The sequence below is a fragment of the Streptomyces sp. NPDC094032 genome (assembly GCF_040303965.1).
Lineage (GTDB): Bacteria > Actinomycetota > Actinomycetes > Streptomycetales > Streptomycetaceae > Streptomyces.
The window spans coordinates 74,508-89,609 of record NZ_JBEOUE010000026.1 but is presented as its reverse complement, the minus strand read 5'-3'; the positions used below and the strand labels follow the sequence as shown (position 1 = coordinate 89,609).

The 15,102-nt window shown below is 73.6% G+C and carries 14 protein-coding genes; 10 read left to right on the top strand and 4 right to left on the bottom strand.

Annotated features, from left to right (window positions below; all coding sequences use genetic code 11):
• Window positions 1-11: 11 nt before the first annotated feature.
• Window positions 12-1,688, bottom strand: a complete 1,677-nt coding sequence (locus tag ABTZ54_RS29200; RefSeq protein WP_351668783.1) for a helix-turn-helix domain-containing protein — start codon at window positions 1,686-1,688, stop codon at window positions 12-14.
• A gap of 367 nt (window positions 1,689-2,055) precedes the next feature.
• Here ABTZ54_RS29200 and modA point away from each other — a divergent pair, with 367 nt between their 5' ends.
• Entirely contained in the window at window positions 2,056-2,880 is an 825-nt protein-coding gene (gene modA, locus ABTZ54_RS29195; RefSeq protein ID WP_351668781.1) for a molybdate ABC transporter substrate-binding protein, read from the top strand.
• A 167-nt stretch (window positions 2,881-3,047) separates the two neighbouring features.
• Here modA and ABTZ54_RS29190 read toward each other — a convergent pair whose 3' ends face one another.
• Entirely contained in the window at window positions 3,048-4,919 is a 1,872-nt protein-coding gene (locus ABTZ54_RS29190) for a CASTOR/POLLUX-related putative ion channel (protein WP_351668779.1), read from the bottom strand.
• Window positions 4,920-5,051: 132 nt separating this feature from the next.
• Between ABTZ54_RS29190 and rox the strand changes: the two genes are divergently transcribed.
• On the top strand, window positions 5,052-6,533 hold the full coding sequence (gene rox, locus ABTZ54_RS29185) for a rifampin monooxygenase (protein ID WP_351668777.1): 1,482 nt from the start codon (window positions 5,052-5,054) through the stop codon (window positions 6,531-6,533).
• Window positions 6,534-6,565: 32 nt separating this feature from the next.
• Here the strand turns inward: rox and ABTZ54_RS29180 are convergent, their stop codons facing one another.
• Both ABTZ54_RS29180 and ABTZ54_RS29175 read right to left on the bottom strand, forming a co-directional pair.
• Complete coding sequence (locus tag ABTZ54_RS29180) at window positions 6,566-7,414, bottom strand: class II fructose-bisphosphate aldolase (protein WP_351668775.1); 849 nt, start codon at window positions 7,412-7,414, stop codon at window positions 6,566-6,568.
• Window positions 7,415-7,493: 79 nt separating this feature from the next.
• Window positions 7,494-8,369 (bottom strand): SIS domain-containing protein, encoded by an 876-nt coding sequence (locus ABTZ54_RS29175; protein ID WP_351668773.1) that lies wholly within the window; start codon window positions 8,367-8,369, stop codon window positions 7,494-7,496.
• A 166-nt stretch (window positions 8,370-8,535) separates the two neighbouring features.
• Between ABTZ54_RS29175 and ABTZ54_RS29170 the strand changes: the two genes are divergently transcribed.
• From ABTZ54_RS29170 to ABTZ54_RS29135, 8 genes are all read left to right on the top strand, one after another.
• Window positions 8,536-9,321 carry a DeoR/GlpR family DNA-binding transcription regulator gene (locus ABTZ54_RS29170; protein ID WP_351668771.1) on the top strand — a complete coding sequence of 262 codons (786 nt, stop codon included), beginning with the start codon at window positions 8,536-8,538 and terminating at the stop codon, window positions 9,319-9,321.
• Between the two features lie 92 nt (window positions 9,322-9,413).
• A complete protein-coding gene (locus ABTZ54_RS29165; protein WP_351668769.1) occupies window positions 9,414-9,872 on the top strand; it encodes a MarR family winged helix-turn-helix transcriptional regulator in 459 nt (152 codons plus the stop codon).
• Window positions 9,869-10,318, top strand: a complete 450-nt coding sequence (locus ABTZ54_RS29160; RefSeq protein WP_351668767.1) for a hypothetical protein — start codon at window positions 9,869-9,871, stop codon at window positions 10,316-10,318. Before ABTZ54_RS29165 ends, ABTZ54_RS29160 begins: the two co-directional genes overlap by 4 nt.
• Window positions 10,319-10,430: 112 nt before the next feature.
• Window positions 10,431-11,675 (top strand): serine hydrolase domain-containing protein, encoded by a 1,245-nt coding sequence (locus ABTZ54_RS29155; protein WP_351668766.1) that lies wholly within the window; start codon window positions 10,431-10,433, stop codon window positions 11,673-11,675.
• A gap of 277 nt (window positions 11,676-11,952) precedes the next feature.
• A complete protein-coding gene (locus ABTZ54_RS29150; RefSeq protein ID WP_351668764.1) occupies window positions 11,953-12,522 on the top strand; it encodes an EF-hand domain-containing protein in 570 nt (189 codons plus the stop codon).
• 126 nt (window positions 12,523-12,648) lie between these two features.
• Window positions 12,649-13,377: an HAD family hydrolase gene (locus ABTZ54_RS29145; protein ID WP_351668762.1), complete on the top strand. Its 729-nt coding sequence runs from the start codon at window positions 12,649-12,651 to the stop codon at window positions 13,375-13,377.
• Window positions 13,361-13,969: an EF-hand domain-containing protein gene (locus tag ABTZ54_RS29140; protein WP_351668760.1), complete on the top strand. Its 609-nt coding sequence runs from the start codon at window positions 13,361-13,363 to the stop codon at window positions 13,967-13,969. Before ABTZ54_RS29145 ends, ABTZ54_RS29140 begins: the two co-directional genes overlap by 17 nt.
• Window positions 13,970-13,989: 20 nt before the next feature.
• A complete protein-coding gene (locus tag ABTZ54_RS29135) occupies window positions 13,990-15,081 on the top strand; it encodes an NAD(P)-dependent alcohol dehydrogenase (RefSeq protein WP_351668758.1) in 1,092 nt (363 codons plus the stop codon).
• The last annotated feature ends 21 nt before the right edge of the window (window positions 15,082-15,102 follow it).

Genomic DNA, 15,102 nt, shown 5'->3' with positions numbered 1-15,102 from the left:
CGCCCGCGCGCTCAGCGGCACAACAGGGCGGCGCGCAGGTCGAGTTTGTGGTCGAGGCGGGACAGGTCGCGTCCGGTGAGGAGTTCGACGCGCTCGATGCGGTAGTGGACCGTGTTGACGTGCAGGTGCAGGGCCTCGGCGGTCCTGGCCCAGGAGCAGTTGTGCGCGAGGAAGACCTCCAGGGTCTCCAGGAGCGTCGCGTGCGAGGCCCGGCCGGGTCCGAGGAGCGGGCCGAGGACCGTCTTCCGGTACACCTCCCGTACGGCGTCGGGGATGCCGGCCACCAGGGACTCCAGGCCGCGCAGGTCGTCGAGACCGGCGAGGCGCTGTGTGGAGGGCGCCGAGGCGCGGGCCGCCGCCAGTGCGTAACGGGCCTGGGAGAGCGCGGTGTTCAGCCCCGCCGGGGTGGTGACGGGCTCGCCGGTCCCGGCGTGCAGGGCGCCGCCGGGCCGGCAGGCGTGGACCAGCGGCCACACCTCGCCGAGCACCGCCCGCAGCTCGGGACCGGCGCCCTCGTCGTGGGCCAGGACGGCCATGGCCTCGCCGCCGGGGCGCTCGGCGACGACGGAGACGGCGACGGCCGGGGGCAGGTGCCCCAGCGCCTCCGCGAGCGCGGCGGCGGCGTCGGCGTCCCGGGCGTCTCCGGACGGCACGGGGACCCGGGCGCGGCCGGGAGCCGCCGCCCCGGCGTCGGGCGCCGCCCCGCCGTCGAGCGCCCCCGCGTCGGGGGCCGCCGCCTTCCCCGCTCCCCCGGCTCGGCCGCCCCGCGCGCGCCCGCCCGGCTCCAGGCTCGCCACGACCACCGTGTAGGCGCGCCGGTCCCCCAGGCCGCACGCCGTCAGCGCGCCGTGCACCCGGTTCGGGTCGGTGTGCGCGGCGCCCACCGCGTCCATGAGTTCGGCCGCGGCCGCCGCGCGGGCGGCCCGTCGGCGGTCCTCGCGGCGCCGGTGGCGGCCGAGGAGTTCGGCTATCTCGTGGAGGACGCGCGGCGGGACCCGCCCCTCCTCGGGCAGGTGCAGATGCCAGGCGTCGAAGGCCGTGTCGTCGTCGGCCTCGACCCGCACGGTCGTGCCGCGCGTCCCGCGCAGGAGCTCCGCGGCCCGCCGGGCCGGCAGGCGCGCCGCGCCCGCCGTCAGGGCGACCGTACGGCCGCTGCCGGTGAGCAGGTGGCAGTCGGGGGTGCCGAGGTGGGCGAAGGCCCGGTCCAGCAACTCGCCCACCGAGGCCCCGCGTTCGAGGTCGCGGTCGAGGTCGGCGCGGACGTTCTCCGGCAGCGCGTAGTGGTCGGTGGGGCGGCGGCTGAGCTCGCCCCACTGGCGCAGGTAGACGGCCTCGGTGACCGCGCGGAAGCTGGTGTGCGCGGGGACGGCGAGCAGGGCGACGCGGTGCCGCCGGCAGGCGTCGACGACGGCCTCGGGCACCTCGCCGTGGGTCTCCTCCCCGGCGAGCAGGGCCACCGCGCCCGCCTCGCTGAGCGCCGACACGAAGCGGTCGGCCTTGGCCGGGTCGTCCGCCCCGTTCCACCAGACCAGTCCGCTCAGCACGATCTCCCCGGCCTCCAGGAACCGCGCCGGGTCCTCCAGATCCGTGGCCGTCACGCCGCCGACCTCCTGGCCGAGCAGGGCCCGGTCCCCCCAGACCAGGGAGAGGTCGAGACGGTCGAGGCGGAGAAGATGGTCGACCTGCATACGGAACTCCTTGCCCCCTGATGAATGCGCGCTGCGGACGCACGCGTCCCGTCCACCCCACATGCGCAAGGTGAATACGAGACGATCCATCGTAGATGCCACGCCAGGTCTGGAAAACGCCTCTCGTCCGAACGCACAGGGACCGGCGCCGGGGCCTGGAGCTTCCCGGGAAGCCCGAGGAGCCTGTTGGCCTTTCCTCCGAGCGGCCTCTCATTCGCGATGGAGGGTCCTCCATGCTTGTTGCAGATGAGAGCCGGGCGGCCCTACGGTGTCGCACATGCAGTCCTGCCGGGAGTGGAAGTCGGCCGCACCTGACGCCTGAGCCCTCATGCAGTACTTCCGTCCGTCCCGAAGGAGTCACGAGCCCATGTCCCTGCCCCGTACGCACGCCAGACGCCGTACCGCCGCCGCCGTGGTCACCGCCGCGCTGCTCGTCCCGCTGGCCGCCTGCTCGAACGACACCGACAGCGGCGCCAAGAAGGACACCGGCGGCTCCACCGCCTCCTCCTCCGCGAGCGGCGCCCCCAAGGCCGAGCTCACGGTCCTGGCCGCCGCCTCGCTCACCGATGTCTTCAAGACCGCGGGCGCCGCCTACGAGAAGAGCCACCCGGGCACCAAGGTCACGTTCTCCTTCGCCGGCTCCCAGGAACTCGTCGCCCAGGTCGCCCAGGGCGCGCCCGCCGACGCCCTGGTCACCGCCGACACCAAGAGCATGGCCAAGGCCAAGGCCGACACGAACGCGCCCACGGTCATCGCGAAGAACCGGCTCGTCATCGCCACCGGCGAGGGCAACCCGCACAAGGTCGACGCCCTCGCGGACCTCGCCGACCCCAAGCTCAAGGTCGTCCTCGCCGCTCCCGAGGTCCCGGCGGGCAAGTACAGCAAGAAGATCCTCGACGCCCAGAAGATCACCGTGAAGCCGGTCTCCCAGGAGCCCAACGTCCGCGCGGTCCTCAGCAAGGTCGAACTCGGCGAGGCCGACGCCGGTCTCGTCTACAAGACCGACGCGGAGAGCGCCAAGGACAAGGTCGACGCCGTCGATATCCCCGACGCGCAGAACGCCGTCGCCGAGTACCCCGCCGCCACCCTCAAGGACTCCAAGAACGCCGACGCCGCCGCCGCGTTCGTGGCCTGGCTCAGCTCCCCCGAGGCCCAGAAGATCCTCCAGGACGCCGGCTTCCAGAAGCCGTGATCCCGTACCCGGCTCCAGTCGCCCGCGGGGAGGCTCCCTGCTTGACTGGCAGCACACCGGCCCCGCGCGGAGGAGTGGCTCTCGCCGCGCGGGGAGCCCCGGTCGGGAAGGCCCCGCGCGCCGTCCGCGGTGTTCGGCGCGCGGGGCCCTGACCTGTCGGACCGTTCTCAGTTCTCGGCGAAGACGACGACCGCGTCCCGGGTGTCGAAGACGACCGGTGCCGTACGGGACGGGTTGAGGAAGATCCCGTAGGTGGGCGCCTCGTCGCCGTGCCGGGCGAGGCGGTAGCCGATGGCTGTCTCGCCCCGGCGGCGCGCGGCCTCGACGACGGTGGCGAAGTTCGCCTCGGCGCCCGGGACCACGTAGTCGCAGGCCGGCTTGAGGTAGATCTCCGAGCCCTCCGGGTCGAAGAGGTCGAGGAAGACCGCGTACAGGTCCCGGTTCTCGGTCAGTTGGGTGAGCAGCAGGCTGATCACCTTGGTGCTGACGATGAAGTCGTCAGCCTTGGTGACCTGGGCGACCTCGCGGTTGGCGTCGTCGTGCATCTCCGTGACGATCGAGTACGGGTCGCCGAGGCCGATCTCGATGTCCCGCAGGTGCAGCAGGGTGACCAGCGTGCGGTCGTCGGCGCGGCCGGGGGCGATGGTGTCGTCCGAGAGCACCACGATGTGCTGGTAGCCGCCCAGGTCCAGCGCCTCCAGCGAGGACCTGCGGGTCGGCTCGCAGCGCTTGAAGCCGACGGTGAGGTGGTCGAGCCGCTCGTGCAGCGCGGCCTCCGGGCGGCGGGGGGCGGCGATGTCGAGGGTCGAGCCGGGTTCGACGAAGCTGTCCAGGAGGCAGACCAGCTTCGCCGTACGGGAGTTCTCGCCGATGAGCAGCGTCCGGTCGAGGTGGGGCGGCTGGACGGGGGCGGTCGTGATCGCCGTCTCGACGACCGGCTGCGGGCCGTCGGCCCGGCGGATCAGGAGGTCGTCCTCGGCGACCATGAGCAGATGGTCGCCGGGCGCGATGACGGTGTCCATCGGCGGGTTGACCAGGACCTGGCCGTCGTTCCTGTGCAGCCCGGCCGGCACCCCACGGGCGTAGGCGCCGAGGGCGTGTCCGTACGTGCTGCCGACCAGGGACGGCTCCTCGCGGAAGTAGAACTCGTTGCCGACGAAGCTGAGCAGCTCGTTGAAGACGGTCGACAGGCCGGTCTGCCGGTGCGCCTGGGCGATGAGGCGGACCGCGATGTCCTCGGCGTCGATCACCAGGGCCGTCCCGCCGGCGGCCAGCCGGGCGGCGGCGAGGTTCTCCGAGTCGTGCACGGCCGCGACGACGTGGGGGCGTACGGCGTTCCAGGTACGGCTGTTGAGCAGGAGCAGCACCTTGATGACGTCGACGTCCCGGTCGTCGCCGGACGGCGGCAGCACCATGATGGACTTGGCGGTGTCGGGGCTGACCAGCTCCAGGTCGGCGCGGACGAGCGGGTTGCCGGAGCGGCAGACGACCCGGGTGCTGCCCGGGTCGGGGACGCGCTCGCGGATCGCGTCCTCCATGGCGACCTTGTCCCGGTCCGCGAGGATCACCACGCACGAGCGCCGTTCGCTCTGGTTCGCCTCGACGAGCTCGGACACCACCGTGAAGACCTGCTCCGACCAGCCGAGCACGATCGTGTGCCCGCGCTCGATGAGCTGGGAACGCCCCTTGCGCAGTTGGTTGATGCGCTGGTTGAGGCCGGTGGTCAGCACACCGATGAGGGCGCTGACGATGAAGATGCCGCCGATGGTCACGGCCAGCATCAGGGCGAGGAAGACCGGGCCGCCGGTGTCCCCACCCATGGTGCCGGGGTCCAGGGTGCGCAGCAGGCTCATCCAGGCGACGCCCGCCCAGCCGCCGTTGTTCTCGGCGTCGGTGTCGGTGAACAGGACGACCAGGGTGGAGGCGACGCCGATGAGCAGCAGCGAGGCGAGGGCCAGCCAGCTGATCAGGGCGGGCGTGCCCCGGTCCATCGTGCCGTCGAACCAGTACCGGAAGCGGGCTCGAAGCCGTTCGCGCACCACTGATGGACCTCCCCCTGTTCCCCGTGGCGGTCATTCTCGCAGCCGGGGCGGGGGTGGCGGCGGCGAGGCCCCCGGCGCGGGGCGCAGAATGGGCGGCCGATTCCCCAACCAGCCAAAAGGGTGTGCCTCTTGACCGATCGTCTCGAAACCCCGGACGTGATCGTCGTCGGCGGCGGGCCGACCGGCCTCATGCTCGCAGGCGAGCTGCGGCTGCACGGTGTGCGCACGCTCGTCCTGGAGAAGACCCCCGAGCCGCTCACGCACTCCCGGGGGCGCGGGCTGCACGCGCGCACCGTGGAGGTGATGGACCAGCGGGGGCTGCTCGGCGGCTTCCTCGCGGCCGGGGAGAAGTTCCAGGTCGGCGGGTTCTTCGCCGGCATCCACACGGCGTGGCCGGAGGGCCTGGACACGGCCCACCCGTACGGTCTCACCACCCCGCAGCCGGTCACCGAGCGGCTGCTGACCGAGCACGCCCTCGCCCTCGGCACCGAGCTGCGGCGCGGCCGCGAGGTGGTCGCGCTGGGCCAGGACGAGACCGGGGTGGACGTGGAGCTCGCCGACGGCACCCGGCTGCGCTCGCGCTATCTCGTCGGGTGCGACGGCGGCCGCAGCACGGTGCGCAAGCTGGCCGGCATCGGCTTCCCCGGCGAGCCGTCGACCGTCGACACCCTGCTCGGCGATGTGGAGGTGACCGCGGACGCCGCCACGATCGCCGCGGTCGTCGCGGAGGTCCGCAGGACCCAGCTGCGCTTCGGCGTCATCCCGGACATCGACGAGAACCCGGGGGTGCACCGTATCGTCGTGCCCGCCGACGGGGTGGCCGAGGACCGGTCGGCTCCGACGACCCTCGACGAGTTCAGGCGGCAGCTGCGGGCGTACGCGGGCACGGACTTCGGCGTGCACGCGCCGCGCTGGCTGTCCCGGGTCGGCAACGCCACCCGGCAGGCCGAGCGCTACCGGTCCGGCCGGGTGCTGCTGGCCGGGGACGCGGCGCACATCCATCCGCCGACCGGCGGGCAGGGGCTGAACCTCGGTGTGCAGGACGCGTTCAACCTCGGCTGGAAGCTGGCCGCCGAGGTGGCCGGCTGGGCGCCGGACGGCCTCCTCGACAGCTACCACGCCGAGCGGCACCCGGTGGGCGCGGCCGTCCTCGACAACACCCGCGCCCAGATGACCCTGATGGGGACGGAGGATCCCGGCGCGGCGGCGCTGCGGGCGCTGCTGTCGCGACTGATGGAGTTCGAGGAGGTGAACCGGTACCTGACCGGGATGATCACCGCGATCGACATCCGCTACGACTTCGGCGACGCGCACCCGCTCGTCGGCCGGCGGCTGCGGGACGTGGGACTGGGGCGGGGGCGGCTGTACGGCCGGACGCACGCCGGCCGCGGGCTGCTGCTCGACCAGACCGGCCGGCTCTCGGTCGCGGGCTGGGCGGACCGCGTCGACCGGGTGGCGGACCGCGTCGACGCGGCCGACGACCCCGGCTTCGGGGGCCCGGGCGCGCCCGCGGTGCTGCTGCGGCCGGACGGGCATGTGGCGTGGGTCGGCGAGGACCAGGGGGAGCTGGGCGAGCGGCTGGAGCGGTGGTTCGGCGCGGCCGAGGGCTGAGGGGACCCACCGCGCCCCCCCACGGCGCCCCCTCACCCCACCCTGGCCCCCGCGTCCAGGATCCCGAGCAGTCGGGTGACCTCGTGGGTCATCGCCGTGCGGCCGGCGCCGAGGTAGCGGCGGGTGTCGGCGAGGGAGCGGTCGGCGTCGAGGACTTCGCGGGCGGCGCGGGTGAAGACCCGGTTCAGGTGGGTGGCGATGTTGACCTTGGTCATGCCGTGGGCGACGGCGGTGGCCAGGTCCTCGTCGCCGACGCCCGAGGAGCCGTGCAGCACCAGCGGCACGGGCAGCCGGGCGCGCAGGGCCGCGATGAGGGCGAAGTCGAGGGCGGCGTCGCGGGTGGCCATGGCGTGCGAGGTGCCGACGGCGACCGCGAGGGCGTCGACGCCGGTGGCGGTGACGAAGGCGGCGGCCTCGGCCGGGTCGGTGCGGGCGCCCGGGGCGTGGACGCCGTCCTTGCCGCCGACCTCGCCGAGTTCGGCCTCGACCCAGACGCCGGAGGCGTGGCACAGGGCCCGGACCCGCGCGGTGGCGTCGACGTTCGCCTCGTACGGCAGGGTGGAGGCGTCGTACATGACGGAGGAGAAGCCGAGGGCGACGGCCTCCTCGACGAGTCCGGCCGAGGTGGCGTGGTCGAGGTGGACGGCGACGGGGACGTCCGCGGCGCGGGCGACGGCGAGGGTGGCCGAGCCGATCGCGGCGAGGGCGCCGTGGTAGCGGGCGGTGTTCTCGCTGACCTGGAGGATCACGGGGGTGCCGGCGGCCTCGGCGCCGGCGACGATGGCCTGGGCGTGTTCGAGCTGGATGACGTTGAAGGCGCCGACGCCGCGGCGACCGGCCGCGGCCGGTCCGACGATGTCGCCCGTTCCTACGAGGGGCATGACGGTTCTGCTCCTTGGTCGGGCCCCGCCGCCGGGAGGGGGTCGGCGGCGGGGCGGGGGTGTCACCGGCCGGGCGGGGTCAGGAGTCGGCCAGGACGATGGAGCGGGTGAGGCCCTGCGGCTGGTCGGGGTCGAGGCCGCTCTGCGCGGCGAGGGCGACGGCGAGGCGCTGGGCGCGGATGAGGTCGGCGAGCGGGTCGGCGTCGGTGACGGAGGCGTACGCGCCGGTCGGGGCGATCTGGTCGAGGAGCCCGGCGGGCGGCGGGCCGAAGAACCAGACGGTGCTGTGCGGGCCGGTGACGCTGATCGGGCCGTGCCGGTACTCCATCGCCGCGTACGACTCGGTCCAGGCCCCGGCCGCCTCGCGCAGCTTGAGCGCGGCCTCGTTGGCGAGGCCGATGGTCCAGCCGGTGCCGAGGAAGGTGAACTGCCCGGATTCCACGGCGGCTTCGGGCAGCGGTGCGGCGACGGCCCGCTCGGCCTGCTCGACGAGGTCGTCCGGTACGAGGCCGAGGGCGGCGCGCAGCAGGACGAGGGCGGTGGTGGCGAAGCGGGTCTGCACGACGGAGCGCTCGTCGGCGAAGGAGAGGTCGACGACGGTGCCGGCGGCCCGGACGACGGGGGTGTCGAGGTCGCCGGTGAGGGCGACGGTCGGGGTGCCCTCGGGGACCCGGGCCAGGGCGGCGAGCACCTCGGTCGTGGTGCCGGAGCGGGTGATCGCGACGACCCGGTCGTAGCGGCGGTTCGCCGGGTACTCGGAGGCGGCGAAGGCGTCGGTCTCGCCGAGTCCCGCGGCCTCGCGCAGCACGGCGTACGCCTGGGCGATGTAGAGGGAGGTCCCGCAGCCGACGACGGCGACGCGCTCGCCGTCGGCGGGCAGGCCGGCGGGCTTGGTCTCCAGTGCGCGCCGCCAGCAGGCGGGCTGGCTGGCTATCTCCGTGTCGACATGACTCATGACGTCGCCTCCCCGAACCGAAGGATGAAGGTGGTGGTGATGATTGAAGTTGGCTCCTTTATAGAGTCTGCGCGCAACTTTGAGCAAGCATGTGCAGAGACCGCTCACCGGCAGGAGGTCCGCGTTACGCTCAGCCCTCCGAGGTCACGAGGCGAGGAGAACGGTGATGAGCACGCACGAGCGCTGGACGCGGCTGCTCGACGCGCTGGGCGAGAAGGGCAGCATCGAGGTCGGCGAGGCGGCCGAGCTGCTCGGCGTCTCCCCCGCCACGGTCCGCCGCGACCTGGAGGAGCTCGCCCGCCAGCAACTGCTCACCCGCACCCGGGGCGGCGCCGTGCTCAGCGGCGTCACGTACGACCTCCCGCTGCGCTACAAGACCGCCCGCAAGGCCGACGAGAAGCAGCGCATCGCCCGCGCCGCCGCCGCGCTCGTCCCGCCGGGCGCGATCGTCGGGCTCAACGGCGGCACGACCACCTCCGAGGTCGCGCGCGAACTCGCCACCCGGGGCGACCTCGCGCAGCACACCGCGGGACCGGCGCTGACCATCGTCACCAACGCGGTCAACATCGCCAACGAGCTCGCCGTCCGCCCGTACGTGAAGACGGTCGTGACCGGCGGCGTCGCCCGCCCGCAGTCCTACGAGCTGACCGGCCCGCTCGCGGCGGCGACGCTCCAGGGCCTGTCGCTGGACTACGCGATCCTCGGCATCGACGCGGTCGACCCGGACTTCGGCGCCTCCACGCACGACGAGGGCGAGGCGAGCGCCAACCGCGCCATGGCGGAGCGAGCCGCCACCCTGGTCGTCGTCACCGACTCCACCAAGCTGGGCCGGCGCGCCTTCGCCCGTGTCTGCGCCATCTCCGACATCGACATCCTCGTCACCGACCACGACGCCCCCGACCCCGTGGTCGACGCGCTCACCGAGCAGGGCGTCGACGTCCGGCGGGTCTAGGCTCCACCCGCCACCCACCCCTGACAAGGCCGCCCACGGCGCCGGCCCTTTTCTTTGACTTCGAATCCTACGTATACGTACTATCCGGAACCGTGACGTCCGCATCTCCTTCCGCTCCCCCTCCCCCTCCCCCTCCCCCGGCCTCCTCCGCGCTGCTCGCGCTGCAACGCGCGACCCACGCCACCCTCCAGCTGATCGGCGCCGAGCTCGTCGACCTGGACCTGACGCCGTCCGAGATCAACGCGCTCGCCAACCTCGCCGACGGGCGGGGCCGCACGGTCTCCGAGCTCGGTGCCGCCGTCGGCACCCGGCCCACGACGCTCACCGGGGTGCTGGACCGGCTGGAGCGGCGCGGGCACATCACCCGGGGCAGCCGGGCCGGCGACCGGCGCTCCGTACTGATCGAACTGACCCCGACGGGCCGGCTCACCGCCGACACCGTCCGGGAGACCCTCGCCGACCTGGAGCAGCGCGCTCTGGGCGGCCTCACCCCCGCCGAGGTGGCCGGCTTCCACGCCGTCCTCGACGCACTGACGAAGGCATCCGCATGAGCACCTCCCCCACCGACCGCCCCGCCGACCGCCCCGCCGACGACGCCTTCGGCGTACTGATGCGGGAGGTCATGGCCGGGGCCGACCGCTTCGGTCACCGGCAGCACGTCGAGCTGGCCTGGCGCGCGGTACGGGCGCACGGCACCGCCGCGGCCGTGGAGCTGGTCGGCGCGGGCATCGACCGCACGGCGACCGCCGCCGGAGCGCCGCAGAAGTTCCATGTGACGATGACCCGGGCGTGGGTCGAGCTGGTCGGGCTGCGGCTGGCCGCCGACGGCGAGGAGGGCGCCGCCGACGGCTTCGACGGCTTCGCCGCCCGCCACCCCGAGCTGTTCGAGGCGGCCCTGCTGCACCGCCACTACCGGCCGGAGACCCTCGCGGCGGACACGGCGCGGATCTCGTGGGTCGAGCCGGACCTGGCCCCGCTGTCGGCCACCGCGCAGTAGCGGCGCCCTTCCCGCCCCCCTTGCCCCACACGGACGCGTCGCCGCCCCCGTGCGGGGTGCTCGGCGGAGTTGCGGGCGGAGGCGAGCGCGGCGGCGTGGGGATAGTGCGGACATGAGACGCACCACCCATCGCACCACCCATCGCACCGCCCTCCGCACGGCCCTCTGCGCCGCGCTCCTCGCCGTCGTGTCCCAGACCTCCGCCGTCCTGCCCGCCGCCGCCCGGGAGGCGGGCGGCGGCCACGGTGACCAGCCGTGCGTACGGACCCAGCGGCCGCTCGACGGGCAGGCCCGGCGGGTCCTGGACATCACCCGCAAGGCCAAGGCCGACCTGCGCCTGAAGTCCGTGGAGGTCAAGGTCACCCTCGACGGGCGCGAGGTCCTCACCGACGCGCTCGGCGAGTCCATGACGGGCGTGCCCGCCGAACCGGACATGCACTTCCGGGCCGGTTCGGTCGCCTTCGCGCACATCGGCACGGCCCTGCTCCAGCTGGTCCAGGAACACCGGGTGAGCCTGGACGACACCGTGGAGCGGTGGCTGCCCGACGTGCCCAAGGCGCACGAGATCACCCTGCGGATGCTGGCCACCAACACCACCGGCCTGCACGACTACGTCACCGACCCGGCCTTCCTGAAGGAGCTGGCGGCGCACCCGTTCCGCCAGTGGACCCCGGAGCAGCTGCTCTCCTACCCGTACCGCCACTCCTTCTGGTACGAGCCGGGCACCAGCTGGAGCTACTCGCACGCCAACTACGTGCTGCTCGTCGCCGCCCTGGAGAAGATCACCGGGATGCCGATCGAGGAGTTCGTGGAGGAGCGGGTCACCGGCCCGCTGGGGCTGCGCGACACGCGGAACAACTTCACGCCCGACATCCCGCAGCGGGTGCTGCACGCGTTCACCTCGGAGCGCGGCCTGTACGAGGAGTCCACCTTCTGGAACCCGTCGTGGACCACGGCGCCCGGCGCGGTCATCACCACCCACGTCTGCGACCTGGCCCGTTCCGCCGAGGGCATCGGCAGCGGTGAGCTGCTGTCGCCCCGCGCGTACCGCACCCTGGTGAACCCGGGCACGGTCGGCCTCGGCGGCGGCACCGCCCGCTGCCCGGCCACGGTCTGCCTGAAGCAGACGGAGGCCAAGCACTTCGGCCTCGGCGTCATCGTCGTCAACGGCTGGATCCTGCAGAACCCGTCGTTCTCCGGATACGCGGCGATCCAGGCCTATCTGCCGTCCGAGCGGCTCGCCCTCGCGGTGTCCGCGACCAAGACCCCGACCACGCCCGAGGGCAACATGGCCGAGGTGGTCGCCGAGCGCATCGCCGCCGAACTCGCCCCGGGCGTACCGCTGGCGATCGGCTGAGGACTCACCTTGCGAACGAACGAGCGGGCCGAAGGACCGACGGGATGATCATGGGATGGGATCCGGCCAGCACCCCCTGACGAATGATCAAACCCCGTAGGGGAAAGGGCCGTCGGACGTTCCACGCGCGGCTCATATCCGTCTCATCCGTTGGAGTGAGCGCCTCTTCCGGGCGGAAATCCGGGTCCGGTCCGATTCCTACACTCGTGTCGCCATCCCCCGAAACCACACGGCTGTCCCCTGGATAGCCGTGTGGTCGTCACGCAAAGGAACCGACATGACCCTCGCCCCGCAGAACGACCTGCTGGACCGCAAGTTCGACATGTGCTTCGGGCACGCGGACCAGAACAAGGACGGCGTGGTGGACGCCGCCGACATCCTCACCTTCGCGGCGCGCGTGATCGCGGCCGTCGACGAGCCCTTCGACTCCCCGAAGGCCGCCGAGATGCTGCGGGCCTGTCAGAGCTGGTGGGAGGGGATGGTGGCGGAGCTGGACACCGACAAGGACGGGAAGATCGACCCGGAGGAGTACCGCGTCGGCATGCGCCGGATCGTCGGCTCGCCCGCCAACTTCGACGCCGCCAGCCGCCCTGTCGCCACGGCCCTGTGGAAGCTCTGCGACCGCGACGACGACGGTGACGTCACCGCCGCCGAGTTCAGCGCCGTCCAGCTCGCGTTCGGCACCACGCCGGAGAACGCCCGCCTCGGCTTCGAGAAGCTGGACCTCGACGGAGACGGCTCCCTCTCGGTCGAGGAACTCATGACCGCCTTCCGCGACTTCTACACGAGCACCGACGTCAACGACAACGGCAACTGGCTCTTCGGCGCCGACTTCCAGGCCGCCTGACCCCGCTCCGACGGCGGGGCGGGCGCCGGCCGGCCGCGTCCGGGCGCCCGCCCCGCCGTCGCCGTGCCACGCCGCGCGCGAGGCACACCACCACCCACCACACGGGGCGGCCCCCGGGAAAGCCGAATGAAGCTAGCCGCACTGGACGTCGACGGCACCCTGTACGCGGGCACCCTCGGCTTCGCCCTGCTCGACGAACTGCGCGCCGCCGGCCGGGTGAGCGCCCGCGCCGTCCGGCACGTGCACCGGACCATGCGCGAACACCGCGGGGCGGGCGCCCTGTTCCGCGACACCACCGGACCCGCGAGCTCCGCGTACGGGCGGGCCATGGAAGGCGTACGGCACACGGACGCCGTCCGGGCCTCGCACACGGCCTGGCGGCGGGTCCGCGACCGGCTCCTCGACAGCACCGGCCCCCTGCTCGAACACCTGCGCCGCACCGGCCACACCCCGGTCCTGCTCTCCGGCAGCCCGCAGGAGATGGTCGACCGGCTGGCCGGCGAGCTGGGCGTCACCCACCGCTTCGGCATGCGGCTGACCCACGCCGCCGACGGCACGTACACGCGCGGCTTCGCGGCCCTGCCGGCCGTTCCCGAGGTCAAGTCCGAGCTGCTGCGCGGTCTCGCCCACGGGCTCGGCGCCGATCTGCGCACCGCCCTGGCCGTCGGCAACAGCGCCTCCGACCACGCGCTGCTCGCAGCCGTCGGACACCCGGTCGCCTTCGAGCCGGACGACGCCCTGCGGACCCTGGCCCGCGCGCGCGGATGGGCCGTCGCCGACCGGCACACGCTCGTCGCCGTGGTGAGCGCCCTCACCCCTTCCCTGGAGAGAAACCTTCATGCGCACTCCTCATGACATCGGCTCCCGGCTCATCGAGCGGAAGATCGACGTGTGCTTCGCCCACGCCGACCGCGACCGGGACGCCGTGATCGAACTCGCCGACGTGTCCGTCCTGTTCACCCGGATCCTGATCTACCTCGGCGAGCCGCTCGGCAGCCGCAAGGCCCAGGCCGTGCACGCCGCCTCGCAGGCCTTCTGCGACCACATGGCCGCCGTCACCGGCTGGGCCGCCGACCGCCCGATCACTCCCGAGGAGTGGCGCGAGGCCATGGCGAAGGCGCTGGCCGGAGGGATGGACGACTACGACGCGTACTTCCGGCCGGTCGGCGAGTCCGTCTGGGCGGCCGTGGACCGGGACGACGACGGCATCGTGCGGCTCCCCGAATTCACCGCGTTCCAGCGGGGCATGGGCACCCCCGAGCCCAACATCCGCCTCGCCGCCGGGCTCATGGGCCTGAGCGGCGAGGACGCCGGCCTGCCGATGGCGGACGTCCTGCGCGCCCACCGGGAGTTCTACACCAGCCCCGAGGCCGAGTCGCCCGGCAACTGGCTGTACGGGGACGTGTGGGCGGACGCCTTCTGGGACGGCACGAAGGCCGCGCTGTGACGGCCCGCCCCGGTACAACGGTGACCGCCGCCCGGGCGGCCGTGCTCCGCTCCCGTACGCTGCCGTTCCGCGTCGAGGACGTCACACTCGACGGTCCGGGCCCCGGCGAGGCGCTCGTCCGGATCGCCGGCACCGGCTTCTGCCCCACCGACCTGCTGCCGCGCACCGACCGGCTCGGCGTCGCCCTGCCGCTCATCGCGGGCCACGAGGGGGCCGGGACGGTGGAGGCGACCGGCCCCGGCGTGCACGAAGTGGCCACCGGCGACCACGTCGTCATGTCCTTCGACTCCTGCGGCGCCTGCCGCGCCTGCCTCGCCGCACGGCCGGCCGGCTGCGCGACCTTCTTCCCCCGCAACCTCTCCGGCCGCAGGACCGACGGCACCGGTACGGCGCTCGACGCGGCGGGCCGGGAGGTGTCCGCGCACTGGTTCGGGCAGTCCTCCTTCGCCACCCATGCCGTCGTCCCCGTCCGCGCGCTCGTCCCCGTCTCCCGGGCGCTGCCGCTCGACCTGCTCGGACCGCTCGGCTGCGGCTTCCAGACCGGGGCGGGAGCGGTCGTCAACTCCCTGCGCGTCCAAGCCGGTTCCAGTGTCGTCGTGGCCGGTACGGGCGCGGTCGGGCTCGCCGCGGTGATGGCCGCGCGGGCCGTGGGCGCCACCGTCGTCGTCGCGGTCGACCTCCTGCCGCTGCGGCGCAAGCTGGCCGAGGAACTCGGCGCGACCCACACCCTCGACGGCCGCTCGGACACGCTCACGGAGGAGCTCCTGGAGATCACCGGCGGCGCCGACCACGCGGTCGACACCACCGGGCTGCCGTCGGTCATCACCTCGCTGATCCGCTCGCTGCACAGCGAGGGGTCATGCGGTCTGGTCGGCGTCCAGCACGGCGACCTGACGGTGGATCCGCTGCTCCTCGCCTCCGGCCGCACACTCAAGGGCGTCATCGAGGGCGACGCCGTACCCCGGCTGTTCGTGCCGCGCCTGATCGACCTCTGGCAGCAGGGCCGCTTCCCCTTCGACCGGCTGATCCGCCGCTACCCGCTCGACGAGATCGACCGGGCGGAGCGGGACGTGACGAGCGGCGAGGTGGTCAAGGCGGTGCTGATTCCGTGACACTCGAATCTGTGACGCCTG

Bases quoted from the DNA above. Each gene is read 5' to 3' on its own strand.
- ABTZ54_RS29200 (WP_351668783.1), bottom strand. From the start codon at position 1,688: ATGCAGGTCGACCATCTTCTCCGCCTCGACCGTCTCGACCTCTCCCTG.
- modA (WP_351668781.1), top strand. From the start codon at position 2,056: ATGTCCCTGCCCCGTACGCACGCCAGACGCCGTACCGCCGCCGCCGTG.
- ABTZ54_RS29180 (WP_351668775.1), bottom strand. From the start codon at position 7,414: ATGCCCCTCGTAGGAACGGGCGACATCGTCGGACCGGCCGCGGCCGGT.
- ABTZ54_RS29175 (WP_351668773.1), bottom strand. From the start codon at position 8,369: ATGAGTCATGTCGACACGGAGATAGCCAGCCAGCCCGCCTGCTGGCGG.
- ABTZ54_RS29170 (WP_351668771.1), top strand. From the start codon at position 8,536: ATGAGCACGCACGAGCGCTGGACGCGGCTGCTCGACGCGCTGGGCGAG.
- ABTZ54_RS29160 (WP_351668767.1), top strand. From the start codon at position 9,869: ATGAGCACCTCCCCCACCGACCGCCCCGCCGACCGCCCCGCCGACGAC.
- ABTZ54_RS29155 (WP_351668766.1), top strand. From the start codon at position 10,431: ATGAGACGCACCACCCATCGCACCACCCATCGCACCGCCCTCCGCACG.
- ABTZ54_RS29150 (WP_351668764.1), top strand. From the start codon at position 11,953: ATGACCCTCGCCCCGCAGAACGACCTGCTGGACCGCAAGTTCGACATG.
- ABTZ54_RS29145 (WP_351668762.1), top strand. From the start codon at position 12,649: ATGAAGCTAGCCGCACTGGACGTCGACGGCACCCTGTACGCGGGCACC.
- ABTZ54_RS29140 (WP_351668760.1), top strand. From the start codon at position 13,361: ATGCGCACTCCTCATGACATCGGCTCCCGGCTCATCGAGCGGAAGATC.